Raw genomic sequence first — 23493 nt, forward strand, 5'->3', positions numbered from 1 at the left:
TTGGGTCTTGCGCAGATCATTCCGCACACTAAATGAGTGGGGACAGATGCCGCTTTTGGGTCTGTCATTTACCTTAACCAAGCGTGGCCACTGCGGCACGTATTGGCGTCGCAGTAGCGCGCTTTTTGATATCGCTTATGGAGGATATCTTATGCGTACTTTAGATCTTGCCCCCCTGTTTCGTGCCTCTGTGGGATTCGACAATCTCACCCGCGTCCTTGAGGCATCGGCACGACATGACAATGCTCAAGCCTCATACCCCCCTTACAACATCGCCAAAGCCTCAGACGATGATTATCGTATCACTTTTGCTGTTGCTGGCTTTGGAGAAGACGACATTGACGTGATGATCGAGAATAACTCTCTCACCGTGACCGGGAAATCCGAGCACGATGAAGACGAAGACGTGTCTTACCTTCATCGCGGCATTGCCGGTCGTTCGTTTCAGCGACGTTTCCAACTGGCAGACCATATTCAGGTGACAAGTGCCACCATGGAAAAAGGTCTGTTGCACATTGATCTTAAGCGCGTGGTACCAGAAGCCTTGAAACCAAAGCGCATAGAAATTGCTGCAGCAACGCGGCCCAAGGTTATCGAAAGTTCGGTAACCCAAGAAGCCGCCTAAATAAAGAAACCATCTCCTCTTAATTCCCCTCCCCAAGAGGAGTTGTCCAGATATCTACTTGCCCCTCGCATACCCTGCGGGGGGCTTTTTTTGTGCCGTTCGAAATTTATTGTGTGTTGGACTCTTTGCCTGAACAACAGAAGACAGACCTGTTAGTCTGGGGGGATCAAAATATTTCTGAAGTAGGAAAGTCATGGCGCGCTTAGAAAATGTAATACCGGTGTTTCCAGATTTGGAAGAGCGGTTTGGCCTTAGTTATGCGGTGAGAGCGGGCAAAACGATCTATTTGTCTGGTTTATTGGCAGCGGATGATAATTTTAACCTTGTTGGCGAGAACGACATGGAAACGCAAATCCGGTGCATATACGACCGACTACAATTCGTCCTAGCAAAATGCGATGCAGATTTAAGGCATGTCGTCAGTGAAATTAACTTCACAACCAATTCTCCCGCCCTCAGTCGCGCCTCCTGGGTCCGCGAAAAAATATACAAAGATGCCGGCGCGGCTATGCCCGCGGCGACCGGTGTAGGCGTTTCAAGTCTGTATCTTCCTGGCGCTATGTTAGAAACACATGCAACAGCTGTGCTTGATTAGTTGGGTGTTTGGATATGTCTCATTATCGCATTATCACTGACTTTGCCCGCGTGGACCCTGATGTGGTCGAGCGCGCCATGGGGCTTTATTATTGTATCGTCGGCGGGCGTGTGGGGCCCCGCTACGTCATGGATGCAGGCATTAAAGCTTTAGAGCGTGATTGGCGCATATGCGGCACAGCGGTCACCGTAAAGCCAGAGCACACAGATGATGTTTTAATGGCGCAATTGGCGGGCAAATACGTCAAGCCGGGGGATGTTGTTGTGATTGATGCGGGTGGGCAATCTCATTCGGCCTGTCTGGGAGCGAGCATGGTCAACGGCTTTAAGGAAATGGGCGCGACAGGTGTTGTTGCAGACGGTTATGTCCTAACAGCTGAGGTCATGCGTAAAAGAGAGGGTGTGCCTGTTTTCTGTCGCGGTACGGTTTCCGTATCGCGGGGTATGGAGCATCCAGGGTGGATCAACACCCCAGTCGTGTGTGGTGGGGTCATCGTCAATCCAGGAGATTTGATTCTTGGAGATGAAGATGGCGTTGTCGTTGTCCCGCGCGAAATTGCCACAGAAATCATTGATTTGGTTGAAGGGCGTGGCAATGAGCGCGAGGGTGCAATTCGACCCAGAGACGGTAAGTTGCCACCGCGTAAGTCTGTTGATGCGCCCTATTACCAGCGCTGTGGTGCCGAGGCTAAGCTGGAAGCGATGACCAATATCAAAATTGAGTCTGAGTTGAGGAAGAGCTAAGTCAATCCAATTTCTGCGAGGCGCTGCTCTAAGAAAGCTTGCGCGGTGATGGGAGAGTTATAGCGGTTGGGATTGTCAGATGTGATGCATTCCGGAAGGGTTTCAATCACCACTTCAGGTGCGAAATGCAAGAAGTAAGGCATGGAATAGCGCGAAATATTAGCAGCTTCTCCAATCGGCCTTGAAACCCGATGTGTGGTGCTGGACAGAACGTTATTGGTCAGGCGTTGCAACATATCCCCCACATTACAGACAATCGCTTTGGAGTCTGTTTGCACAGGAACCCAAGTGCCATCCCGTTTTAAAATTTCCAGGCCGGCCCGATCGGCCCCAGCCAATAAAGTAATTACATTTATATCTTCGTGTGCGGCGGCACGTGTCCCAGCGCCAGCCGTGGCGCAGGGGGGTAATGCAAAAGCCGTAATATACTGTTGCCGTTTGCCACACGGGGTTCAAAGAAATCCGGAGATTGCCCCAGGTAAATTGCAACCGCTCTAAGAAGCCGTCGTCCAAGCAGATCCATGGACTCAAAAAAACGCAGACAGTCCGTCTTAAAGCTTGTGTTGTCGGCTGGCCAAATATTCACAAGCGCGCTGTGATCTAGTGTTTGGGTGCCGCTGATGTCTCGTCCCACATGCCAGAACTCTTTCAAGTCCGGCGTAGCGGCGTCTTTTGCGGTTTCAATGCCGAAAGGGGTATACCCGCGTTGGCCGCCACCACCTGCAATGTGGTAGCGCTGCTTGACTGCTGCGGGCAGAGCAAAAAACGTCCGTGCCGCCAACAGGCATTTTTCCATCGTCTCATCAGATATGCCGTGATTGGTAATAGCCACGAAACCGGTTTCTGTCCAAGCCTGTCCTAGCTCTTTGCCGAACTGCGCGGGGTTATCGGTGAAGTTTCTCAAATCCACAGTCGGGATGGGGGAGTGAGGAGGCATCAAACCTAAGGGATAAAATTAAAGCTGTGGTGCCCTCCGCCGGACTCGAACCGGCACGCCCTTACGGACAACGGATTTTAAGTCCGTTGCGTCTACCAATTCCGCCAGGAGGGCATCGCGTAGGTCTTAGGTAGCGGCTGCGCGCGAGAACCGCAACTTCAATTCTCAAATTATTGTGGTTTAAAAAGGCGAGGGTCAATTCTGCAACTTGGCCGGCCTTGTAAATCTTTCTGTTCACTAGGCGTAAAGGAACATCCGCGATTAGGCTCTAGTCTTGAATTTCTATATCAATGCTCGGTGTGTGCCCCAGGGCTTTGATGGCCGCGATGACCTTTTCTATGGCCAGATCAATGCTCTCTTGCACAGTGCCTTTAGCGACAACACTAAGACCAATGCGTTTTCCTCTGAAAAAGGGGTAGCTGCCAAGATCCACGTCCATATGCTGGTTCTGAATATGGGTGAGTTGGTCAGCCAAATCGCCTTCGCCGAGGTGGACCTCAACAAATCTCGATAGAACCGGATCACCTTGAGCCAAGGTCGGGGCGAGGGAATCAAACATGGCTTTTGCAATACTGGGAACGCCAGCCAACACATACACGTTTTCCATTTGAATGCCTGGTGCTGCTGTCGCCTTCGATTCAATTGGCAAAGCGCCTTCGGGCAAGTCAGCCATCTTGAGGCGTGCTTCATTGAGTTTTGCACCGTAGTACTGAGACATCTTATCAACAGATGCTTGATGCCGCTTTAATCTCACACCAAAGGCTTTAGCGACCGCTGCTGCGGTGATGTCATCATGGGTTGGGCCAATGCCACCTGTGGTAAACACATACGTGTACGTCGTGCGCAGTGTATTCACAGCTGTAACAATTTCATCTTCAATATCCGGAATAACACGAACGGCACGCAAAGGAATTCCGATGCGTCCCAGTGCTGTCGCCAGAAACTGAATGTTGGCATCACGGGTGCGGCCAGACAAAATTTCGTTGCCGATAACAATCAGGGCTGCTGTAGGGTTTTCACTCATGTCTCGCACTCTAGGGTTCAGTCTGACGCGGTGCAACTTTGTTAATAATCACGCTCGAACATGGGAACGAGGGGTAAGTCCGCTGGGGGCATCGGATAGTTTTTGAGATCACTGGCTTTTACCCATGCGAAGGCTTGTCGTTCCTGCGGTTCAATATCACCCGTCCATGTGCGGCAGATATAAAGCGGCATCAGAAGGTGAAAAGATTCATAACCGTGAGATATAAAGGTGTAGGGCCTGCAGGTTTCGGGCGCGATGATGAGGCCCAATTCTTCTTTGAGTTCACGGCTCAACGCTTGTTCGGGTGTTTCACCGTCTTCAAGCTTTCCTCCTGGAAACTCCCAAAGCCCAGCCATGGCTTTGCCCGGTGGGCGCTGGGTGATCAGAATTTCGTCACGGTCATTCATCAGGGCTGCGGCGACAACGGTGACTATCTTCATGTTCGCGCCTTCATGTTCGCGCCTTTATGTCCGATAGTCTGCATTGATATCAATGTATCCGTGGGTCAGATCACAGGTCCATACTGTCGCTTTGCCACTGGCAATTCCTACATCAACCTGAATCTCAATATGACGCCCGGTCATATGCGCCGTGACAGGCGTTTCGTCATAGTCTTCTATTGGTTCACCGTTTTTGGTGATCTGGATGCCGCCGATGGTAATGTCTAATTTGTCACGGTCGGCGCGTTCACCGGCTTTCCCCACGGCCATGACGATGCGGCCCCAGTTTGCATCTTCACCCGCAATTGCTGTTTTGACCAAGGGGGAATTGCCAATCGCGAGCCCTATTTTTCGCGCTGCTTCATCGCTCTCGGCACCCGTGACGCGAATCTCAATAAACTTCTGCGCCCCTTCCCCGTCTTTTACAACCTGATGTGCCAGATCAAGCAGCAGGTCATTGAGAGCCTGCTCAAAGTCTCTCGTACGCGCTTCACCAATCTTAGTGACGGTCTGATGCTGGGCCTGGCCCGTTGCAAACAACAAAAGAGTATCAGATGTCGATGTGTCGCTATCGACGGTAATGGCGTTAAAGCTTTTGTTGGCTCCATCGGCGATAAACCGCTGAGCCACCTCCGGAGAGAGAGCGGCGTCTGTCATCACATAGGCGAGCATCGTCGCCATGTCTGGCGCAATCATGCCGGACCCTTTGGCGATTCCCACCAGGGTTACAGTTTCGCCATCAATTGTTGCCGTCCGCACGGCTCCTTTGGGATAGGTGTCTGTTGTCATGATGGCGTGGGCTGCATCTTCCCACTTGCTGCCTGACAAATTGGTCTTGAGATCGTCAATTTTTACAGTGATCCGATCCTCAAGAAGGTATTGCCCTATTGTACCGGTGGAACACACAAACACATCTTCATTTTCGCAGGAGAGGGCGTTGGCCACGGCGACAACAGTTTTTTCCACGGCTTGCCGCCCACGTTGCCCGGTAAAGACATTAGAATTGCCAGCGTTTACGACGAGAGCGCGGGCCTGACCGTTTTTTATAGCCACACGGTTCCACTCAACGGGCGCGCCAGCGGTAACGGATTTGGTCATCACGCCGCCCACCACTGTGCCAGGGGCAAACTCCGCCAGCATCAGGTCAAGCCGCCCTTTATATCTTATGCCAGCTGCGCAAGCGGCCAGGCGCACCCCTTTTACCGGCGGAAGATGAGGAAAGTGGTCTGGTGCGAAAGGGGATTTAGGGTCAGCCATAGCAATATATCCTAGTTATACGCGGTTATTCGCATACGGTTGATCTCCCGTCTAGCACTGCCTTATGTCCTGCAAAACCGCTAAAGCACTGAAAATGGTCGATTTATGCCTCCCTGTCGTTGACAGTTGGCGGGCATGTTCTTATGTCTTCGGCGTCGTATCGGGCCCGATACGCCTTATTTTAACCTCTGATCGAGGTGCCCATGCTCGGCGCTCTAGCCAAACGACTGTTTGGAACTTCTAATGATCGTATCATCAAGCAATTACAGCCAACTGTTGATGCCGTAAACGCGCTCGAGCCTGAACTCGAGAAACTTGATGATGAAGCTTTGCGGGCGCGCACAGCCTGGCTTAAATCCCGTCTGGCTGCTGGCGAATCTCTGGATGATATTTTGCCTGATGCTTTCGCCACGGTGCGGGAAGCGGCAAAGCGAACCCTCGGACAGCGCCACTTTGATGTTCAGATCATGGGCGGCATCATTCTTCACAGCGGTCAAATTGCTGAAATGGGAACAGGCGAAGGCAAGACTCTGGTAGCCACCTTGCCTGTTTATCTTAACGCCCTTGAAGAAAAAGGCGTTCATGTTGTTACCGTCAATGATTACCTCGCCGGACGCGACGCAGAGTGGATGGGCCAAGTTTATCGTTTTCTGGGTCTGACAGTTGGGGTTATCCAAGGCGGGATGGATGATCATGCGCGCCGCTCAGCGTATGCCTGCGATGTAACCTACGGCACCAACAACGAATACGGCTTCGATTACCTGCGCGATAATATGAAGTTTGCCATTGCCGATATGGTCTTGCGGGACTTCTCTTTCGCCATCGTTGACGAGGTTGACTCCATTTTAATCGACGAAGCCCGCACACCGTTGGTCATCTCCGGGCCATCCGAAGACAAAACGGATCTCTATGGAAAAGTCGATACGATTATTCCGTTGTTGACCGAAGACGATTACGAAAAAGATGAAAAGCAACGCTCCATAGCGCTCACTGATGACGGTGCGGAACATGCCGAAGAGTTGCTGCGTGAGAAGGGTATTCTCACGGAAGGCAATATGTATGACCTGCAAAACATAGCGCTCATTCATCACGTTAACCAAGGACTCCGAGCCCACCACTTGTTCCAGAAAGACGTGCACTATCTTGTGCGGGACAACCGCGTTCATTTGATTGATGAGTTTACCGGCCGTGTGATGGAAGGCCGTCGGCTATCAGATGGCCTGCATCAAGCCATTGAAGCGCGCGAGAATGTTGCCGTCCAGAATGAGAACCAGACTCTCGCATCTATTACCTACCAAAACTATTTCAGAATGTATCCGAAACTGGCCGGCATGACGGGCACGGCCATGACAGAAGCTGAAGAATTTGGTGAGATTTATGGTCTAGATGTTGTTCAGGTTCCGCCCAATGTGCCGCAAGCACGCATCGATGCTGATGATGAAGTGTATCGGACGGAAGAAGAAAAGAACGAAGCCATCATCGAGTTGATCAAAGACTGTGCAGAGCGCAAGCAACCGGTTTTGGTTGGCACGGTTTCCATCGATAAATCAGAAAAACTTGCGGCGCTTCTTAAAAAAACCCACAAAATCACGGCGGAAGTTCTCAACGCCAAGCAGCATGAACGTGAAGCCCACATTATCTCTCAGGCCGGTATTCCGGGTGCGGTGACCATCGCGACCAACATGGCGGGCCGCGGCACAGATATTCAACTCGGCGGCAATCCAGATTTCCAAATTGAAGCCAAAGAGCAATCAACCGGCAAGCCTCTGACGGACGCTGAAAAGCAAAAAATCCGCGATGACATAAACGTGCAAAAGAAGATTGCACTTGAGGCCGGCGGCCTTTTCGTTCTGGGCACAGAGCGTCATGAGAGTCGTCGCATCGACAACCAGTTGCGTGGCCGCTCAGGGCGCCAGGGTGACCCAGGTTCGTCAAGGTTCTTCTTGTCTCTCCAAGACGATCTGATGCGCATTTTTGGTTCCGAGCGTATGGACAGTATGCTCCAGCGCTTAGGGTTAGAGCGCGGGGAAGCGATTATTCATCCGTGGATCAATAAGGCTATTGAAAAAGCGCAGTCTAAAGTTGAGGCCCGTAACTTCGATATCCGGAAAAATCTTCTGCAGTATGACGACGTCATGAATGACCAGCGCAAGGCGATTTTTGATCAACGTAAAGAAGTTATGTCTGCTGATGACGTGTCTGAATTCGTCACGGATATGCGTCACGAAGTCATTGAGGACCTTGTTGCCCGTACCATGCCCGAGCGCGCGATGGCGGAGCAATGGGATATCGATCTTCTGCATGAAGAGAGCATTCGCCTGTTGAGCCTGGATTTGCCGTTTGCCGAATGGGCGGCAGAAGAGGGCATCGCCGACGAAGAAATTCGCGACCGTATGATTGCACAGTCCGACAGTAAAATGGCCCAGAAAAGTGTTAATGTCGGACCAGACGTCATGCGTCGGGTTGAAAAAAGCTTGGTCTTGCAAATGATCGACGCAGGCTGGCGCGATCACTTGCAGCAGTTGGATTATTTGCGCAGCTCAGTTGGCCTCAGATCCTATGCGCAGAAGCAACCGCTGCTCGAGTACCAAAAAGAATCCTTCACAATGTTCCAGGAAATGCTGGAAGGGCTGCGTGAGCGGGTCACAGAAATTCTATCGCGTGTGGAAATTAAGGTTGACCCGACAGAAGACCAGTTGAAGCCGGTCGGTCCGGGGATTCCAAAGGGATTCAGTCCTGAAGAAGTTGCTGCGCGTCGCAAACGCGTTGATGAAATTGGGCAGCAGCGCGCCATGCCGCGAATCAAGCCCGATGACCGCGACCCCAATGACCCGGCGACCTGGGGTAAGGTGTCCCGCAATGAGGTTTGCCCCTGTGGTTCAGGCAAAAAATACAAGCATTGTCATGGGGTTGTGGGGTCTCGCGCTGAAACTGAAAAAGCCTGAAACCTTTTGAGGTCTGGGTGCGTTTTTGACGAAACAGCGCACAATCGTTATGCTTCGTTAACCAGTTTCTGATGCTTTAGGGCTGCACCTGCCGCCGCAAAGAGAGAACAAATGACCATAGAGCCAACACTTCAATCGGTTGTGACATCGCAACGGTCGAATCTTCTCAACCAGATCGGCAATGCGGCTCAAGGTAGTCAGGCAGCTAACACCAGGGCTACTGTTGCCAGTGTGACTGAGCAAGTGCAGAAGAAGCCTATCAATGACGATCCCAACTTTGGACTGGCACCACCGCCTGCTGGCCGCGGCAGCAAGCTTGATATTTCCATCTGATCTTTGGAGTCTTGGGCGTGATCGTCTCTGGTGTCGGGCTGATCACTAAAGTCTATACCTTTACGCCCTCTGATTTTGTCCTATAGGCTGAGCCCTCGGAAATAAATCGGGGGAAAGCCATGCGTTATCTCTGTATCGCAGTATTCGCTCTTTCAGGTTTAGCCCTGGCGGCGCAGGCCCAAGACCAGCCCCCTCTCCAGCGTGACCTGATGATCATCAGCGAACTGTTTCCAGGCACTTACGACAACATGGAGCAGTTCTATTTTGATAATCGCCTCAATCTTCCAGAAGATCAGCGCCATGAGCGGGTTTTGACAGAAGTCCGGCGTATTCCAAACAATCGCTTTGGCGAAAACGCTTTCTTTGTCCTCGACTATTGGTATCAGCAGGATCGCTGGCATCCACGCATCTATGCGTTTGAGGTTGACGACACTGAACAAGCCATTCGCATGAAAATGCATTTCTTTGTCGGGTTCGACCGGACCCCTTATTTAAAAGGGCATGAGAATATTGAAGGCCTGAACGCGCTCTCTTTGTCTGATTTGACGCGCTTGCCAGGGTGCGATGTTTTTTGGCGGGCTGCTGTTGGTGGGTACCATGGCCGCGTCAAGGATAAAGCCTGCGCGTATGAGGAGGGTGGCGAGCAAATCTATGGAGATTTTCAGCTGATGCTCAGTGACCGCGCGTTTTGGAAAGGCGATGTCATTCGTCGTCTGTCCGATGATGTGCAGGTCAATGCGGAACCTGAAGTGCTGCACAAACAATTAAAGGCCCGGCATTTCACTTGTTCTATGTCCTTCAGTGGGGAACGCGGCAAGAAAGAAAGCTTCTTTCCCCTGCCCATCAATGATCAAGGCGGCACGTACTTTGTTCCACGCCCCACAGCCGAAAAACCCGACCGGCAAATTGGGATTCGGTTGCGCAATGTGGATTGGGCCATGAACAACACAGCCAACGGCTTCACCAATGATGTGTTTGTCATGTACATTGTTGAACGGGCCAGCGGGCAAGACGACTACAACGTCACTTACACCTGGGGCGCGCCGGAAGAAACCAGCGTCGGTCTGAATCTCCAGTGGTTGCTGGCCTCCTGCTACATCACGCCGCAGGGTGAAACGCGACCTTACCTTACGAGAACCCCAGCAGGCCCTTGGCAAAGTCCTCCGCCGTAAAGGGTTTGAGGTCATCCACACCTTCGCCAACACCCAGATAATGCACAGGGATTTGGAAGCGTTCAGCCAGGGCGACAACAACACCGCCTTTGGCCGTGCCGTCAAGCTTGGTCATCACCAGCCCTGTCACACCGGCCACATCTCTAAAGGCTTCAACTTGCGAATGAGCGTTCTGCCCAACCGTTGCATCTAACACCAACAGTGTGGCGTGCGGGGCGCTATTGTCTTGCTTCTTGATGACCCGCACTACTTTGGCCAGTTCGTCCATCAGCGCGTCTTTATTCTGTAGGCGTCCCGCCGTATCAATCAACAGCACATCATCTTTGCGCGCCGTCGATTCTGTTAAGGCATCAAACGCTAAGCCAGCGGCGTCAGATCCGGCTGGGCGTGTGACGACAGGCGTATTGGTGCGCTGCCCCCAGACTTGAAGCTGCTCAACGGCCGCCGCGCGGAAAGTGTCTCCCGCCGCCAGGGTGACGGTCTTGCCCTCACCGCGGAATTGTTTGGTCAATTTTCCGATGGTTGTCGTCTTGCCTGCCCCATTCACGCCCACGACCAGAATTACGAAAGGTTTCTTTTTAGGGTCGATAGCCAGCGGTTGTGCGATGGGCGCTAAGGTTGCGGCAATATCTGCGGCAAAGGCCGCGCGGATCTCCTCGCTGCTAATGTCTTTGCCAAACCGCGTTTTGGCGAGATTGGCCGTCAGCTTTGCAGCTGTCGTTGCACCCAGGTCGGCTGTGATCAGCAAATCTTCCAACTCTTCCAATGCGGAATCATCGAGTTTGCGCTTGGTAAAGAGATCTCCAATTCCGCCCGCGAGTTTGGTCGATGATTTTTTTAGACCTGATGTTAGTCGGCTAAACCATCCCCCTTGCGGGGTGGTCTCTGAATCTGAGTTTGTGCTCATGGTCAGGCGGCAATCAGTTGGCCGTTATTCACAGCAGAAATGGTCACGTTCAGCAGCGTGCCAGGTGCGATGTCAGGGGAAACTTTGACCGGCACAAAATGCTCGCTGTTGCCGATGCCGTTGTCTTCCATCAACACGGAGGCTTGGTGGCCGATCCGGCTGTCTAGAAACTTATCCATCGCCGCTATTCCAGCAGCCCGTAATGTCGCGGCGCGACTTTTGGCTACGGATTGGGAAACTTGCGGCATCCGGGCAGCAGGTGTGCCCTGGCGGATGGAATAGGGAAACACATGCAGATGCGTAAATCCTGCGTCTTCGACCAACTGCAATGTGTTTTCGAATTGCGCATCTGTTTCTGTCGGAAACCCGGTAATGAAGTCAGCGCCAAACACGGCGTCTGGGCGGATCTGGCGAATACGATCACAGAACGCCACAATATCGGCGCGGAGATGCCGACGCTTCATGCGCTTGAGAATCAAATCATCACCCGCCTGGGCCGAAATGTGAAAATGCGGCAGCAATCGGGGTTCATTGGCGATCACCGCAAATAGGTCTTCGTCGGCTTCCGCTGGATCGAGGGACGATAAGCGTAGTCGTGGTAACTTGGGGATCGCCATCAGCAGGCGTTTGATCATTTGTCCCAGCGTCGGGCTGCCGGGCAGGTCGCTGCCGTATCCTGTGATGTCCACACCGGTCAGAACGATCTCTTTGTGGCCATTGGCAATCAGGTCACGCACCTCACTCACCAAGCGACCCATCGGTACGCTGCGATTGTTGCCGCGGGCAAAGGGAATAATGCAAAACGTGCAGCGGTGATCACAGCCCTGTTGAATTTGAACGAAGGCGCGCGTTCGTCCCTCAAAGGCTTCCACAAGATGAGAAGCCGTTTCCCGCACTTCCATGATGTCGCTGACCAATATTGGATCGTTGACACCTGGGGCGAAGCTCGACGCTATTAGCTTGTGTTCATTACCGATCACGCGGCTGACCTCTGGCATGGCGGCGTAGCCTTGGGGGTTCAACTGCACTGCGCACCCCGTTGCGATAATTTCAGAGTCTGGGTTTTCACGACGCAATCGCCGTAAAGATTGCTTGCCCTGCCGTTCTGCTTCTTTGGTCACGGCGCAGGTGTTGACGATGATCGTATTCGTGAGGCCCTGCTTAACTGCATGCTGGCGCATCACTTCAGATTCGTAGGTGTTCAGGCGGCAGCCAAAGCTGAAAACGCGCGGTGTATTGTTTTGCGTTTGATGTGGTTCCTGTTGAGATCCCGTCACGATAAAATCGCCCGGTCTAAAACACCCCTGAAGATCTCGGCGGTTGGACCTGTCATGATGACATGTCCGTTGTCCTGCCAAAGAATCTCCAGGTCACCGCCATCCAGGGTGACGGTTACGGCCCGGTCAGTCAGGTTGCGGCGCGCGGCGGCCACGCCGACGGCACAGGCCCCTGTGCCGCAGGCTTGCGTGATGCCAACGCCACGCTCCCAAACCCGCATCCGCACGTGTGAACGGCTTATAACTTCTACCACTTCGACATTCGTGTGTTCTGGAAACAAAACATGCTTTTCAATGATTGGTCCAAATTGTCCCAGGTCGACAGCGTTCACGTCTTTCACGAAAAACACCGCATGGGGGTTTCCCATGCTAACAGCCACTGGGTTCGATAAAGGGCCAATCACCAGATCAAGGTGTTCGGTGTTTTCTGCCATGGCCAGGGGAATGTCCTGCCAGTCTAATTTTGCAGGCCCCATATCAACCGCCACCACGTCATCGCTTTTACGTGTGGCTGAAATCGGCCCAGCCAATGTCTCAATAACAATTTCGTCTTTAACCAGGTCTGCCATCACGACCGCGGCAACACAGCGCGCGCCGTTACCGCAAGAAGGTACGATACCGCCATCGGCGTTGCGCACCGTCATAAACACATCGCCCTTGGCCTGGGCGGGCTCAATAATCAATAATTGGTCAAAGCCGATGCCCGTGCGTCGGTTGGCCATCGCCCGCACCTGAGCTTGACTCAGTTCCAGCGGACGCGCGCGTGCATCCAGCACGACAAAGTCATTGCCGAGCCCGTGCATCTTGCGGAAGGCTAAGCCTTCGTTGCCAGCGGGCAAGCCCGTGTTGCTAGAGGGCAAGCCTTCAATGTCCGAATCATCTGTCATGGGCGGGTTATATGGGCCGTATGGGGGAAAAGTCCAGGCACCAGCCAGCACGCGCTCCCACCATCTGATTTTAGGACTATCGCTCGTTTCCTTGACTCTTGGCCGATTTGCTCGTAAATCGGCCCCGTCTGGTCATAAAAGATCAGTCACAGGATTCACTTAGCTTCGGGCATCCTGCTCTCGAGGGGGTCCGCCAGTCCGCGAGGGTTCGCGCACTGGCGCGTTTCTCGTTGGGCCAAAAGGATCCCTAAAAAGGGACGAAACGCGCGGCATGTTTGACGGTTTGTCACAACGCCTAGGCTCGGTCTTCGATGCGCTCACCAGACGCGGTGCGCTTAAGGAAGATGATGTCCGCGCGGCCATGCGCGAAGTCCGGGTCGCCTTGCTTGAGGCTGACGTCGCCCTCCCAGTTGTTAAAGATTTCATCGAGAAAGCCACTGAAAAGGCCGTTGGTGAGCAGGTGATCCGCTCGGTCACGCCCGGTCAGATGGTCATTAAGATCGTCCATGACTGCATGGTCGAAATGCTGGGCGGTGAAGATGAAGCTGCCTCTCAGTTGAACCTCCGTGCTGCGCCGCCGGTGCCCTTCCTGATGGTGGGATTGCAGGGCTCAGGTAAAACAACAACAACCGCTAAAGTCGCGCGCCACCTGCAAAACAAAGAAAAGAAGCGCGTCCTGATGGCCTCGTTGGACGTCTATCGTCCCGCTGCCATGGAGCAATTGGCGGCTTTAGGCCAGCAAGCCAACGTCATTACCCTGCCCATCGTTGCCGGTCAGAAGCCAGTTGATATTGCCAAACGGGCCATGGATGAAGGCCGTAAGGGTGGCTTTGACGTCGTTATTTTGGATACCGCAGGCCGCACAACCATTGACCAGGTGTTGATGGATGAAGTCTCCCAGGTGCGTGACGCGGTCTCACCTGTTGAGACCTTGCTCGTTGCCGATGCCATGACCGGTCAGGATGCGGTTGCCACGGCGAAGGCTTTCCAAGAGAAGGTTGGCATTACCGGTATTGCGCTGACCCGTGTTGATGGCGATTCCCGCGGTGGTGCGGCCCTGTCCATGCGCGCTGTCACCGGTGTGCCAATCAAAGTTATGGGCGTCGGTGAAAAAACCGATGCCATGGAAGCTTTCCATGCCGAGCGCATTGCGGGCCGTATTCTGGGGATGGGCGATGTCGTCAGTCTGGTCGAGAAGGCGGCGGAGTCGGTTGATCAGGACGAAGCCGAACGCCTGGCCAAGCGCATGATGCAGGGTAAGTTCGACCTCAACGATATGCTGGCGCAGCTGCGCCAAATCCAGAATATGGGCGACATGAAGGGCATTCTCGGCATGCTCCCCGGGATTGGTAAAATGGCCAAGCAGCTCAAGCAGGCCGATGTTGATCCTAAAATGATCAAACGTCAGGAAGCCATTTTGTTGTCGATGACCCCGAAGGAGCGTCAAGCCCCTGCGCTGATAAAGGCGTCACGCAAGAAACGAATCGCCATGGGGTCAGGCACCAATGTGCCGGATGTGAACCGTGTGCTGAAGCAATATCAGCAAATGGCGACGGTCATGAAACAGATTAAGAAGAAGGGCCTTGGCGGCCTGTTGTCGGGTGGTATGCCCGGTGCAGGATTGCCCGGGTCCGGACCCGGTGGTCTTCCCGGCGGCTTGCCGCCAGGACTGCTGCGGGGACGTTAGAAATTATGCCAACATACTCAACTCAACACAGACAAAACTATAAGGAGCAAGACGCATGAGTCTTCGTATTCGTTTATCCCGGGGTGGTGCCAAAAAGCGCCCCTACTATCGTATCGTTGTTGCCGACAGCCGCTCCCCAAGAGATGGCCGTTTCATCGAAAAGCTTGGGGCCTATAACCCCATTCTGCCAAGCGATCACGAAGACCGCGTGATTCTTCAAGAAGACCGCATCCGTCATTGGTTGAGCCATGGCGCTCTGCCAAGCGACCGTGTGCAGCGTTTTCTTGCCAAGGCGGGTATTCTTGCAGTGGCGGCCATTCCTGAGCAAACCAAAAAAGACAAACCTCGCGCCAAAGCGCAGGAGCGCCTGCGTGAAGCAGAAGCTGCCGCCAAAGCCGCCGCCGAAGCGGCTGCCGCTGAAGCAGAAGCTCCAGCACCTGTAGAAGCGTCTGCGGAAGAAGCTGCACCTGAAGAGGAAAAGGCTGACGCATAAGGGCTGAGTGATCAGTGATGTCTGGCAACGACAATCGGCTCTGTTTGGGGGTCATTGTCGGTGCGCGTGGGCTTAAGGGTGATTTACGCATCAAAAGCTTCACGGACACAGCGACAGATATCTGTGCTTACGGTCCTGTCACAACGGACGATGGGGCCGAACTCAAGCTGAAGGTCACAGGTGAGGCAAAAGGGGTCGTCATTGGCCGGGTCGCCGGTGTCGATGATCGAACCAAAGCCGATGCCCTTAAAGGGCAAAATCTATATGTGGCGCGGAACGCGCTGCCGGATACTGAGGATACAGACGAGTTTTATCACGCCGATCTTCTGGGTTTGAGTGTGATGGATGAGACAGGTAAAGCATGCGGAACCGTGAATGCCATATACGACTTCGGAGGGGGCGACATCATCGACGTGCGCCTACCGGACAGTCGTACCCTGATGGTGCCCTTTACCGCAGACTCGGTGCCCTCAGTGGATCTGACAGCCGGCAAGCTGGTGGTGTTGGCGTCCGCGCTGGCAGCAGCAGAGGGCGAGCCACCGCCATCAGAGCCCCCAGAAGAGCCTCAAGAGGAGCCTCTTGCAGGTCAGGACGGCGCATCATGATGGCTCCGCAGCCCTTTCAGGCGTCAGTTTTGACGCTTTTCCCTGAAATGTTTCCCGGCCCATTGGGCGCTTCATTGGCTGGAAAGGCTGCATCTGAGGGCCTGTGGAGCTTAGAAACAGTAGACATTCGCGACTTTGCGAGCGATAAACACCGCTCTGTCGATGACACTCCGTTTGGGGGTGGCGCCGGCATGGTGATGCGGCCAGATGTAATTGATGCCGCGCTTCGCCAGGCTCACACCGATGGTCAGCCATTGATTTACTTTACCCCGCGCGGGCGTTTGTTTGATCAGACGATGGCGCGGACTTTGGCTGCGGCACAGGGTGTCACGTTCTTGTGTGGACGCTATGAAGGCGTTGACCAACGTGTGTTGGAAGCCTGGGACATGGAAGAGGTCAGCGTTGGCGACTTCGTCCTGTCTGGCGGCGAAGCGGCGGCGATTACGGTTCTTGACGCTGTTGTCCGCCTGTTGCCAGGTGTGATGGGCAGCGCAGACTCGCTGGACGAAGAGAGTTTTGAGCAGGGGTTGTTAGAGTATCCCCATTATACGCGGCCAGAAGAATGGAACGGTCGCACGGTGCCCGAGGTTTTACGCTCCGGTCACCACAAAAATATTCAAACCTGGCGGCGGGACCAGGCAGAAACCATAACCCGCACGCGACGGCCTGATCTGTGGGATCAGTACGTCGCCGCAGGGACGAACAAGAAAGGTTAAGACCAATGAATACGATCCAACAATTAGAGCAAGAACAAATTGCTCAGTTAACCGAAGGCAAAGACATTCCCAACTTCACACCGGGCGATACCGTCCGCGTGCACGTGAAGGTTAAGGAAGGTCAACGTGAGCGCATCCAGGCTTATGAAGGCGTTTGTATTGCGCGCAAGAACTCCGGCATTAACTCGGCGTTCACCGTCCGTAAAATTTCTTTCGGCGAAGGTGTGGAACGTGTGTTTCCGCTCTACGCACCGATCATTGATCATATCGAGCTGGTCCGTCATGGCCGGGTCCGTCGTGCCAAGCTGTATTACTTGCGCAGCCGTCGCGGTAAGTCTGCCCGTATCGCCGAAGACACGGCAGCCGTCCTCAAAGAGCGTGAAGCAAACAAAGCCGCAAAAGCCGCTAAGGCTTCTAAAGACTAAGCAAAACTGCTTTGCGAACGCTGGTTATTTTGAGGGTGCCTTGTGATGTCTCAGCCGAGAACGCTTTACGATAAGCTGTGGGATAGCCACGTCGTCCACCAAGACCCGGACGGCGGGGCCCTCATTTACATTGACCTGCACCTGACTCATGAAGTCACGACACCACAGGCTTATGAAGGCTTGCGGCTGGCGAACCGTAAGCTGCACCGTACCGATAAAACCATTGCCGTGCCGGATCATAACGTGCCCAGCACACCGGATCGTTTGGTCAAGATCGAAGATCCTGAAAGCCGCCTGCAGCTCGAAACTCTGAAGACGAACAGTGAAGATTTTGGCGTTGAATACATCCCGATGGATGATATCCGCCAAGGCATCGTGCATATCATTGGACCGGAACAGGGCTTAACACAGCCTGGTAAAACCATCGTCTGTGGCGACAGTCATACGGCCACTCACGGCGCCTTCGGCGCATTGGCCTTTGGCATTGGCACCTCTGATGTTGAGCACACGCTGGCCACGCAAACTCTGTCCATGCAGAAATCCAAGAACATGCTGGTCCGGGTGGATGGGGATTTGCCGGTCGGTACGACATCTAAGGATTTGATTCTGGCGATCATCGGTCGCATTGGTACTGCTGGCGGCACTGGTCACGTTATTGAATATCAAGGCGAAGCCTTCACCAATCTGTCCATGGAAGGGCGGATGACGGTCTGCAATATGACCATCGAAGGGGGTGCGCGCGCCGGTTTAATCGCTCCTGATGAAAAGACATTTGCCTACCTCAAAGGCCGCCCCCATGCACCGAAAAGTGAAGCGTGGGAAGCCGCCGTCAAATACTGGAAAACGCTGAGGACGGATGATGGCGCGCAGTTCGATAAAGAAGTCATCATTAAGGCTGACGAAATCGTTCCTCACGTGACATGGGGCACGTCGCCAGAAGATGTTCTGCCCATCACCGGTTCGGTTCCAGACCCGGCGACGATGACCGACCCCAACAAAAAATCAGGCACAACCCGGTCTCTGGAATATATGGGCCTGAAAGCGGGTGCGCCCTTGGATGGCATTCCGGTTGATAAAGTGTTCATTGGCTCTTGCACCAATGGCCGCATCGAAGATCTTCGCGCCGCCGCGGGCATTATGAAGGGCCGCAAAGTCGCGGCCGGCGTTCAGATGTTGGTGGTGCCAGGCTCGGGTCTGGTCAAACATCAAGCCGAAGAAGAGGGGCTGGATGCTATATTCCTGGAAGCCGGTGCGGAATGGCGCGAACCCAGTTGTTCCATGTGTCTCGGCATGAACCCCGACATTCTGCAACCTGGCGAACGTTGCGCCTCGACCTCGAATCGCAATTTTGAAGGCCGTCAGGGCCGTGGAGGACGCACCCATTTGCTCAGCCCGGAAATGGCCGCTGCGGCTGCTGTGGCCGGGCACCTCACCGATGTCCGCAAAGTCGCGGCACAGTGACCCCTGAATTCCGGACCTGGGCGGCGAATACCGAAGACGCCATTTGGGTTGATATGGATATGCTGCTCAACAAAGGCATGCAGGACGTCCAAGACGCAGATGGTATTTATGTCGATCTACCAGACGCTATAGGTTTGGCTGACGTATTAGAAGGTGGCGCTGAAATGGCTATACTGACTGCACACGCACGCGGTTTTAAGAAGAAAGGTTAGAGCATGGAAAAGTTTACCGTACTCAAGGGCATCGCAGCTCCACTGCCCATGGTTAATGTCGATACAGACATGATCATGCCCAAGCAGTTTCTCAAAACCATCAAGCGTACCGGGCTCGGTACAGCCGCCTTCTTTGATATGCGCTATGATGACAATGAAGCTGAGCGTCCTGAGTTTATTCTTAACCAAGAGCCCTTTCGTCAGTCTAAAATCCTGATCGCCGGTAAAAACTTTGGCTGCGGCTCATCGCGCGAACATGCCCCTTGGGGTCTGCTCGACTTTGGGTTCCGCTGCATGATTGCCCCCAGTTTCGCAGATATTTTTTACAACAACTGTTTTAAGAACGGCATTCTGTGCATCACGTTGCCAGAAGATCAGGTTGAGGCTTTAACAGCCAAGGCTGACGGGAGTGAATTCACCGTTGATCTGGAAAACATGATCATTACGGCCCCTGACGGAGCAGTCACGCCGTTCGAATTGGATGCAACCCGTCGCCATAACTTACTGAATGGTCTGGACGATATTGCATTAACCCTCAAGCATCTCGACAAAATCAAGGCTTTTGAAGCCAAACAACAGGCGGAACAGCCTTGGCTGTATAGCTGACGGTTCCGAGAAACCTTATGCGCACCAAAAAAGTACTGGTTTTGGCTGGTGATTGCATCGGCCCAGAAGTCATGGTTCAAGCCCGTCGTATTCTTGACTGGCTCAATGAGTCCGGTGCGGCGTCTTTCGAAATTGAAGAGGGCTTAGTCGGGGGCGCGTCCTACGACGTTCACGGCACGCCCCTCACCGATGAAACCATTGATCTGGCAATGGCATCAGATGCGGTTTTGTTTGGTTCTATCGGTGGCCCAAAGTGGGACGATGTGGACTACGATTTGCGCCCCGAAAAAGGTCTGCTGCGTTTGCGCAAAGAGATGGGTCTGTTCGCCAATCTCAGACCCGCCATCGTATTTGATGCCCTGGCCGGCGCGTCCTCGCTCAAGACAGATTTGGTCAAGGGCTTGGATATTATGATTGTGCGCGAGTTGATCGGCGGCATTTATTTCGGCGAGCCTCGGGGCATCGAAGAACTATCCGACGGTAAGCGGCGCGGCTACAATACCCAAGCCTACACCACCGATGAAATTTTGCGCATTGCCCATGTGGCGTTTGATTTAGCGCGCAAGCGTGATCGTCGCGTCTGTTCGGTCGATAAGGCCAATGTGATGGAAAGTGGTGTGGTGTGGCGTGATGAAACCACAAAGCTGGCCCAGGCTGAATACACTGATATCAAACTCAGCCACATGTTTGTCGACAATTGTTCCATGCAACTGGTGCGCACCCCTAAGCAGTTTGATGTAATTCTGACGGATAATCTGTTCGGTGATATTTTGTCGGACCTCGCGGCCATGTTGACGGGTTCGCTGGGTATGCTGCCCTCGGCCAGTCTTGGGGCCATCGGTGAAGATGGCCGTCAGCCGGCGTTGTATGAACCTGTGCATGGTTCAGCCCCGGATATTGCGGGGCAAAACATTGGCAATCCGTTGGCCCAGATTCTCTCCACATCAATGATGCTGCGTTATTCCTTTGATATGCCAGCTGAGGCGGATTTGGTTGAGAACGCTGTCGAGGCGGTGCTCAGCAATAATGTGCGTACCGGTGACATTGCAGCAGACGGCGTGGCGACCGTTGGCACAACCCAGATGGGTGATGCGGTTCTGGCAGAAATGACCCGGCTTGCTGGCTAAAGTTAGGATAGACCCGCGAGTTTCAAATGCGGTCTAAGTCGGCCCGTGATCCAAAGCCCGAACATGCGAAAGTCACTGATCAGTGACCACCACGGATAAGTAAACGTGGCCGGTCGGTTTTTCTCAATCAAAACATGACTGGCCCAGGCGAATCCGTATCCGGCTATGGGCATGAAAAAAAGAAATACTGATTCGTGAAAGATGCCTATTCCGAACAGCATAAACACCAAACCCGTGCCCACATAATGCAGCCCCCGGGTCAGCGGTTTACTGTGCTCCTTGAGATAAAAGGACCAAAACGCATCATACGTGGTGAGTCGAGCTGCCATGCTATTCGCCAAAACGCGTTGGTTTTATTACGCTTTATACACAGGTTTTCTTGTGTTCACAAAGCGTTGAAGGTATTGAAACGCGCAACCCAAGAGCGTTGACGGTATTGAAACACCCAACAAACGTGCCCCGATTACGCAATTCGGCGCAAGCGGCAAACAACAGCGAGACAAATGATGCTAGACGATCCAAGTAAGAGAGACAGTGACGCGGGCTATGTGGTGGCCGTGGTCGGGGCCACAGGAAACGTGGGCCGTGAAGTGCTGAATACGCTGTGGGAACGCCAGTTTCCGGCAAGCAAGGTCATTGCACTCGCCTCGGAGCGATCTGTTGGCGCTGAAGTCTCATACGGCGAAGACGAGGTCCTTACGGTCCAAGATCTGGCCAAGTTTGATTTTTCAGGCGTTGATATTGTGCTGTCGTCCCCCGGCGCAAAAGTGTCGGCGACGTATAGCCCCAAGGCGGCTGCCGCTGGGGCCGTCGTTATCGACAACACCTCTCACTTCCGCATGGACCCTGATGTTCCGCTGGTTGTGCCTGAAGTCAATCCCGAAGCGATAGCTGGGTATAAAAACAAGGGTATCATCGCCAATCCCAACTGCTCGACCATTCAAATGGTTGTGGCCTTAAAGCCGCTTCATAAAGCGTTCGGCATTAAGCGGGTTGTTGTCTCGACTTATCAATCTACGTCCGGGGCGGGCAAAGAAGCGATGGATGAGCTGTTCAATCAGACCAAAGGTATTTTTGTCAATCAAGCACCTGCTGGCACCAATGAGGTTTTCCCAAAGCAAATTGCGTTCAACGTCATTCCTCATATTGATGTGTTCATGGATGATGGCGGGACCAAGGAAGAATGGAAAATGATGGTCGAGACGAAAAAAATTCTCGACCCAAAAATTAAAGTCCACGCCAACTGTGCGCGCGTTCCAACGTTTATCGGACATGCAGAATACGTGAATATCGAAACGGAAAAACCCATCAGCGATACGGAAGCGCGGGAAATTCTCAAGAAAGCGCCAGGGATTACTGTTGTGGACCATCGTCTCAATGAAGGGTATGTCACGCCTGCAGAAGTGCCGGGTGAAGATGCGGTGTATGTGTCTCGCATTCGCTCTGACGCCACGGTTGATAATGGGCTGTCTTTCTGGTGTGTGTCGGATAATTTACGTAAAGGCGCAGCCCTAAACGCTGTTCAAATCGCTGAAGTTCTGGTGCGCGATTATCTCAGCGTTAAAGGTTAATCGTTTCAGATTACAAATCGTGCGCAAGCGGGCTAAGTCCCGCTTGTTAGCAAACGGACAATTAAGACCGCGCCGAACAGCAGCAGCAAGCCGCCTGAAATTCTGTTGAGCCAGTTAAAGTTGTCGAGCAGGCGGCGGCGCAGCAGCACTGCGCAACTGGCCAAAAACAGCCACCAAGCGGCTGAACCGAAAAACACGCCCAACACCAATAGGGGGCCTACGGTCGATTGATCAGATATGTCGTCAGATATGTCGATGGGGCCTAGGGCGGCAAACAGCCCAAGGGCGGCAATCATGGTGGCGGGGTTGGTGATGGCAAGCGTGAAGGTTGTGGCAAAGTCTTGAGACAATGTTGCCAGCGTTGTCAGGCGCTCTTCAAAGGCGACGGTTTTTCTCAATGTAGCCAAGCCCAAAGCTATAACAATAAGAGCGCCAACACCACTAAGTATGACGTGGTGCTCTGATACAAACGTCTGCACAAAAATAAGGCCCAGCCCGGCAACGGCTCCAAAAGCGGTATCAGCCGTGGCGGCCCCTAGCCCAGCGATCACCGCTGGCAACCGGCCTTGTGTCAACGCGAGGCGGATACACAGTATGCCAACGGGGCCAACCGGCGCGGCCAGCGCCAAGCCAACCAGTGCGCCGTAGGCTATATGTTCCATGATCTTAATTTCGATGTTTGGTTTATCGCCGGTTTTTCTTCGCCAGTTCCTGTGCGCGTCGAATGCCAGGAGGGATGTATTGCTCAGAAGATGCAAAAGAGCCTGACTCTGTCGGCATAAAGTACTCATCCTCAATTTCTTGCTGTGATAGCTGCACGTTCATGTCCATCTGTACGCCCTCTTCGCCGCTGCCGCGTTTATCAGGACCATTAAACTGTTGTTTTCCGCGGCGCCGATCGGGGCCGAAATAGGAGGCCGTTTTGACGAATCTTCGCGGTTGTTCAATGATGGCCTGAATACGACTGAACAATGATTTCGGTGAGACTGGTTTAAGCAGGTATTCGTTAATACCGGCATCACGCGCCGACACGATGCGTCGCCGCTCGGAAAACCCTGTGAGCATGATGACGGGCATATATTTTACAGCTGTAACATCCGACTGCCGCAGGGTCTTCACCATTTGAATGCCGCTGATCGGTTCCATCGCCCAATCTGTAATCACAATATCGGGTTTGGAGGCATTGATCTGCTCTAGCCCGTCGCCACCATGTTCCGCCTCAAGGATATCCCGGCATCCCAATGAGAAGAGAATGGTTCTGACCAATAGCCGTATTTGCGATTGATCATCAACGATCAGAAACCGCAGATTGCCAATGCCGGGTCCGATGTCAGGGAGACTCATGAGGGAACACTCTTTGTCCAAGCAACGTACTTCGCTTACCTTAGTACGAGAGGCGCATTGTCACTAGTATTGCCGTGCGTATTAATGTGCGTATTGATTCGCTG

The 23493-nt window shown here is 53.4% G+C and carries 27 protein-coding genes and 1 tRNA gene; 16 read left to right on the forward strand and 12 right to left on the reverse strand.

Annotated features, from left to right (window positions below; genetic code table 11):
* Nucleotides 1–151 precede the first annotated feature (151 nt).
* The 3 genes from RIC29_04615 (at nt 152) to RIC29_04625 (ending at nt 1963) form a co-directional block, all read left to right on the forward strand.
* The gene (locus RIC29_04615; GenBank protein ID MEQ8734184.1) at nt 152–625 is read left to right on the forward strand and encodes an Hsp20 family protein; all 474 of its coding nucleotides are present in this window, start codon (nt 152–154) and stop codon (nt 623–625) included.
* A 193-nt stretch (nt 626–818) separates the two neighbouring features.
* Nucleotides 819–1220 carry a Rid family hydrolase gene (locus RIC29_04620; GenBank protein ID MEQ8734185.1) on the forward strand — a complete coding sequence of 134 codons (402 nt, stop codon included), beginning with the start codon at nt 819–821 and terminating at the stop codon, nt 1218–1220.
* Between the two features lie 14 nt (nt 1221–1234).
* Nucleotides 1235–1963: an RraA family protein gene (locus RIC29_04625; protein MEQ8734186.1), complete on the forward strand. Its 729-nt coding sequence runs from the start codon at nt 1235–1237 to the stop codon at nt 1961–1963.
* On the opposite strand, the gene RIC29_04630 is transcribed toward RIC29_04625, so the two are convergent.
* The 6 genes from RIC29_04630 to argJ all read right to left on the reverse strand — a co-directional run bounded on the left by RIC29_04630 (nt 1960) and on the right by argJ (nt 5621).
* Nucleotides 1960–2388: a 2OG-Fe(II) oxygenase family protein gene (locus RIC29_04630; protein ID MEQ8734187.1), complete on the reverse strand. Its 429-nt coding sequence runs from the start codon at nt 2386–2388 to the stop codon at nt 1960–1962. The genes RIC29_04625 and RIC29_04630 overlap by 4 nt on opposite strands.
* Nucleotides 2316–2900 (reverse strand): 2-oxoglutarate and iron-dependent oxygenase domain-containing protein, encoded by a 585-nt coding sequence (locus RIC29_04635; GenBank protein MEQ8734188.1) that lies wholly within the window; start codon nt 2898–2900, stop codon nt 2316–2318. The genes RIC29_04630 and RIC29_04635 overlap by 73 nt, the downstream gene beginning before the upstream one ends.
* A gap of 27 nt (nt 2901–2927) precedes the next feature.
* Nucleotides 2928–3014 (reverse strand) — tRNA-Leu (locus tag RIC29_04640).
* Between the two features lie 154 nt (nt 3015–3168).
* Nucleotides 3169–3924: a molybdopterin-binding protein gene (locus tag RIC29_04645; protein MEQ8734189.1), complete on the reverse strand. Its 756-nt coding sequence runs from the start codon at nt 3922–3924 to the stop codon at nt 3169–3171.
* Nucleotides 3925–3965: 41 nt separating this feature from the next.
* A complete protein-coding gene (gene mutT / locus RIC29_04650) occupies nt 3966–4364 on the reverse strand; it encodes an 8-oxo-dGTP diphosphatase MutT (GenBank protein ID MEQ8734190.1) in 399 nt (132 codons plus the stop codon).
* 24 nt (nt 4365–4388) lie between these two features.
* Complete coding sequence (gene argJ, locus RIC29_04655) at nt 4389–5621, reverse strand: bifunctional glutamate N-acetyltransferase/amino-acid acetyltransferase ArgJ (protein MEQ8734191.1); 1233 nt, start codon at nt 5619–5621, stop codon at nt 4389–4391.
* 203 nt (nt 5622–5824) lie between these two features.
* On the opposite strand from argJ, the gene secA reads away from it, so the two are divergent.
* The 3 genes from secA (at nt 5825) to RIC29_04670 (ending at nt 10071) form a co-directional block, all read left to right on the forward strand.
* A complete protein-coding gene (gene secA / locus RIC29_04660) occupies nt 5825–8566 on the forward strand; it encodes a preprotein translocase subunit SecA (GenBank protein MEQ8734192.1) in 2742 nt (913 codons plus the stop codon).
* 111 nt (nt 8567–8677) lie between these two features.
* Nucleotides 8678–8899: a hypothetical protein gene (locus RIC29_04665; protein MEQ8734193.1), complete on the forward strand. Its 222-nt coding sequence runs from the start codon at nt 8678–8680 to the stop codon at nt 8897–8899.
* 119 nt (nt 8900–9018) lie between these two features.
* On the forward strand, nt 9019–10071 hold the full coding sequence (locus RIC29_04670; GenBank protein MEQ8734194.1) for a CpcT/CpeT family chromophore lyase: 1053 nt from the start codon (nt 9019–9021) through the stop codon (nt 10069–10071).
* Here the strand turns inward: RIC29_04670 and ftsY are convergent.
* From ftsY to dapF, 3 genes are read right to left on the reverse strand one after another with little or no spacing between them, the layout of a single operon-like run.
* Nucleotides 10028–10978, reverse strand: a complete 951-nt coding sequence (ftsY, locus tag RIC29_04675; protein MEQ8734195.1) for a signal recognition particle-docking protein FtsY — start codon at nt 10976–10978, stop codon at nt 10028–10030. The genes RIC29_04670 and ftsY overlap by 44 nt on opposite strands.
* 2 nt (nt 10979–10980) lie before the next feature.
* Nucleotides 10981–12255: a tRNA (N(6)-L-threonylcarbamoyladenosine(37)-C(2))-methylthiotransferase MtaB gene (mtaB, locus tag RIC29_04680; GenBank protein MEQ8734196.1), complete on the reverse strand. Its 1275-nt coding sequence runs from the start codon at nt 12253–12255 to the stop codon at nt 10981–10983.
* The gene (gene dapF, locus RIC29_04685; protein ID MEQ8734197.1) at nt 12252–13142 is read right to left on the reverse strand and encodes a diaminopimelate epimerase; all 891 of its coding nucleotides are present in this window, start codon (nt 13140–13142) and stop codon (nt 12252–12254) included. Before dapF ends, mtaB begins: the two co-directional genes overlap by 4 nt.
* A gap of 271 nt (nt 13143–13413) precedes the next feature.
* Between dapF and ffh the strand changes: the two genes are divergently transcribed.
* The 9 genes from ffh to leuB are packed head-to-tail and all read left to right on the forward strand — an operon-like array spanning nt 13414 to nt 20474.
* On the forward strand, nt 13414–14829 hold the full coding sequence (gene ffh / locus RIC29_04690; protein MEQ8734198.1) for a signal recognition particle protein: 1416 nt from the start codon (nt 13414–13416) through the stop codon (nt 14827–14829).
* A gap of 55 nt (nt 14830–14884) precedes the next feature.
* Nucleotides 14885–15322, forward strand: a complete 438-nt coding sequence (gene rpsP / locus RIC29_04695) for a 30S ribosomal protein S16 (protein ID MEQ8734199.1) — start codon at nt 14885–14887, stop codon at nt 15320–15322.
* 17 nt (nt 15323–15339) lie between these two features.
* Nucleotides 15340–15927, forward strand: a complete 588-nt coding sequence (gene rimM / locus RIC29_04700) for a ribosome maturation factor RimM (GenBank protein ID MEQ8734200.1) — start codon at nt 15340–15342, stop codon at nt 15925–15927.
* Nucleotides 15924–16643 carry a tRNA (guanosine(37)-N1)-methyltransferase TrmD gene (gene trmD, locus RIC29_04705; protein MEQ8734201.1) on the forward strand — a complete coding sequence of 240 codons (720 nt, stop codon included), beginning with the start codon at nt 15924–15926 and terminating at the stop codon, nt 16641–16643. Before rimM ends, trmD begins: the two co-directional genes overlap by 4 nt.
* 5 nt (nt 16644–16648) lie before the next feature.
* The gene (gene rplS, locus RIC29_04710; GenBank protein ID MEQ8734202.1) at nt 16649–17068 is read left to right on the forward strand and encodes a 50S ribosomal protein L19; all 420 of its coding nucleotides are present in this window, start codon (nt 16649–16651) and stop codon (nt 17066–17068) included.
* 45 nt (nt 17069–17113) lie between these two features.
* Nucleotides 17114–18529: a 3-isopropylmalate dehydratase large subunit gene (gene leuC, locus RIC29_04715; protein ID MEQ8734203.1), complete on the forward strand. Its 1416-nt coding sequence runs from the start codon at nt 17114–17116 to the stop codon at nt 18527–18529.
* Nucleotides 18526–18741 carry a hypothetical protein gene (locus tag RIC29_04720; protein MEQ8734204.1) on the forward strand — a complete coding sequence of 72 codons (216 nt, stop codon included), beginning with the start codon at nt 18526–18528 and terminating at the stop codon, nt 18739–18741. Before leuC ends, RIC29_04720 begins: the two co-directional genes overlap by 4 nt.
* Before the next feature lie 3 nt (nt 18742–18744).
* On the forward strand, nt 18745–19347 hold the full coding sequence (gene leuD, locus RIC29_04725; GenBank protein ID MEQ8734205.1) for a 3-isopropylmalate dehydratase small subunit: 603 nt from the start codon (nt 18745–18747) through the stop codon (nt 19345–19347).
* A gap of 17 nt (nt 19348–19364) precedes the next feature.
* A complete protein-coding gene (gene leuB / locus RIC29_04730; protein MEQ8734206.1) occupies nt 19365–20474 on the forward strand; it encodes a 3-isopropylmalate dehydrogenase in 1110 nt (369 codons plus the stop codon).
* Nucleotides 20475–20476: 2 nt separating this feature from the next.
* On the opposite strand, the gene RIC29_04735 is transcribed toward leuB, so the two are convergent.
* On the reverse strand, nt 20477–20803 hold the full coding sequence (locus RIC29_04735; GenBank protein MEQ8734207.1) for a DUF962 domain-containing protein: 327 nt from the start codon (nt 20801–20803) through the stop codon (nt 20477–20479).
* Between the two features lie 174 nt (nt 20804–20977).
* Here RIC29_04735 and RIC29_04740 point away from each other — a divergent pair, with 174 nt between their 5' ends.
* Nucleotides 20978–22045 (forward strand): aspartate-semialdehyde dehydrogenase, encoded by a 1068-nt coding sequence (locus tag RIC29_04740; GenBank protein ID MEQ8734208.1) that lies wholly within the window; start codon nt 20978–20980, stop codon nt 22043–22045.
* A gap of 32 nt (nt 22046–22077) precedes the next feature.
* On the opposite strand, the gene RIC29_04745 is transcribed toward RIC29_04740, so the two are convergent.
* A complete protein-coding gene (locus tag RIC29_04745) occupies nt 22078–22707 on the reverse strand; it encodes a LysE family transporter (GenBank protein MEQ8734209.1) in 630 nt (209 codons plus the stop codon).
* Between the two features lie 22 nt (nt 22708–22729).
* Complete coding sequence (locus RIC29_04750) at nt 22730–23389, reverse strand: response regulator (protein ID MEQ8734210.1); 660 nt, start codon at nt 23387–23389, stop codon at nt 22730–22732.
* Nucleotides 23390–23493 lie beyond the last annotated feature (104 nt).

Source organism: Rhodospirillaceae bacterium (assembly GCA_040219235.1).
Lineage (GTDB): Bacteria > Pseudomonadota > Alphaproteobacteria > Rhodospirillales > Rhodospirillaceae > WLXB01.

Coding starts and splice junctions, on each gene's coding strand:
- argJ (MEQ8734191.1), bottom strand. CDS start 5,621: ATGGCTGACCCTAAATCCCCTTTCGCACCAGACCACTTTCCTCATCTT.
- secA (MEQ8734192.1), top strand. CDS start 5,825: ATGCTCGGCGCTCTAGCCAAACGACTGTTTGGAACTTCTAATGATCGT.
- rplS (MEQ8734202.1), top strand. CDS start 16,649: ATGAATACGATCCAACAATTAGAGCAAGAACAAATTGCTCAGTTAACC.
- RIC29_04745 (MEQ8734209.1), bottom strand. CDS start 22,707: ATGGAACATATAGCCTACGGCGCACTGGTTGGCTTGGCGCTGGCCGCG.
- RIC29_04620 (MEQ8734185.1), top strand. CDS start 819: ATGGCGCGCTTAGAAAATGTAATACCGGTGTTTCCAGATTTGGAAGAG.
- mutT (MEQ8734190.1), bottom strand. CDS start 4,364: ATGAAGATAGTCACCGTTGTCGCCGCAGCCCTGATGAATGACCGTGAC.
- RIC29_04735 (MEQ8734207.1), bottom strand. CDS start 20,803: ATGGCAGCTCGACTCACCACGTATGATGCGTTTTGGTCCTTTTATCTC.
- RIC29_04635 (MEQ8734188.1), bottom strand. CDS start 2,900: ATGCCTCCTCACTCCCCCATCCCGACTGTGGATTTGAGAAACTTCACC.
- RIC29_04625 (MEQ8734186.1), top strand. CDS start 1,235: ATGTCTCATTATCGCATTATCACTGACTTTGCCCGCGTGGACCCTGAT.
- rimM (MEQ8734200.1), top strand. CDS start 15,340: ATGTCTGGCAACGACAATCGGCTCTGTTTGGGGGTCATTGTCGGTGCG.
- leuC (MEQ8734203.1), top strand. CDS start 17,114: ATGTCTCAGCCGAGAACGCTTTACGATAAGCTGTGGGATAGCCACGTC.
- RIC29_04740 (MEQ8734208.1), top strand. CDS start 20,978: ATGATGCTAGACGATCCAAGTAAGAGAGACAGTGACGCGGGCTATGTG.
- dapF (MEQ8734197.1), bottom strand. CDS start 13,142: ATGACAGATGATTCGGACATTGAAGGCTTGCCCTCTAGCAACACGGGC.
- leuD (MEQ8734205.1), top strand. CDS start 18,745: ATGGAAAAGTTTACCGTACTCAAGGGCATCGCAGCTCCACTGCCCATG.
- ffh (MEQ8734198.1), top strand. CDS start 13,414: ATGTTTGACGGTTTGTCACAACGCCTAGGCTCGGTCTTCGATGCGCTC.
- RIC29_04750 (MEQ8734210.1), bottom strand. CDS start 23,389: ATGAGTCTCCCTGACATCGGACCCGGCATTGGCAATCTGCGGTTTCTG.
- RIC29_04645 (MEQ8734189.1), bottom strand. CDS start 3,924: ATGAGTGAAAACCCTACAGCAGCCCTGATTGTTATCGGCAACGAAATT.
- RIC29_04670 (MEQ8734194.1), top strand. CDS start 9,019: ATGCGTTATCTCTGTATCGCAGTATTCGCTCTTTCAGGTTTAGCCCTG.
- ftsY (MEQ8734195.1), bottom strand. CDS start 10,978: ATGAGCACAAACTCAGATTCAGAGACCACCCCGCAAGGGGGATGGTTT.
- trmD (MEQ8734201.1), top strand. CDS start 15,924: ATGATGGCTCCGCAGCCCTTTCAGGCGTCAGTTTTGACGCTTTTCCCT.
- rpsP (MEQ8734199.1), top strand. CDS start 14,885: ATGAGTCTTCGTATTCGTTTATCCCGGGGTGGTGCCAAAAAGCGCCCC.
- RIC29_04615 (MEQ8734184.1), top strand. CDS start 152: ATGCGTACTTTAGATCTTGCCCCCCTGTTTCGTGCCTCTGTGGGATTC.
- RIC29_04665 (MEQ8734193.1), top strand. CDS start 8,678: ATGACCATAGAGCCAACACTTCAATCGGTTGTGACATCGCAACGGTCG.
- leuB (MEQ8734206.1), top strand. CDS start 19,365: ATGCGCACCAAAAAAGTACTGGTTTTGGCTGGTGATTGCATCGGCCCA.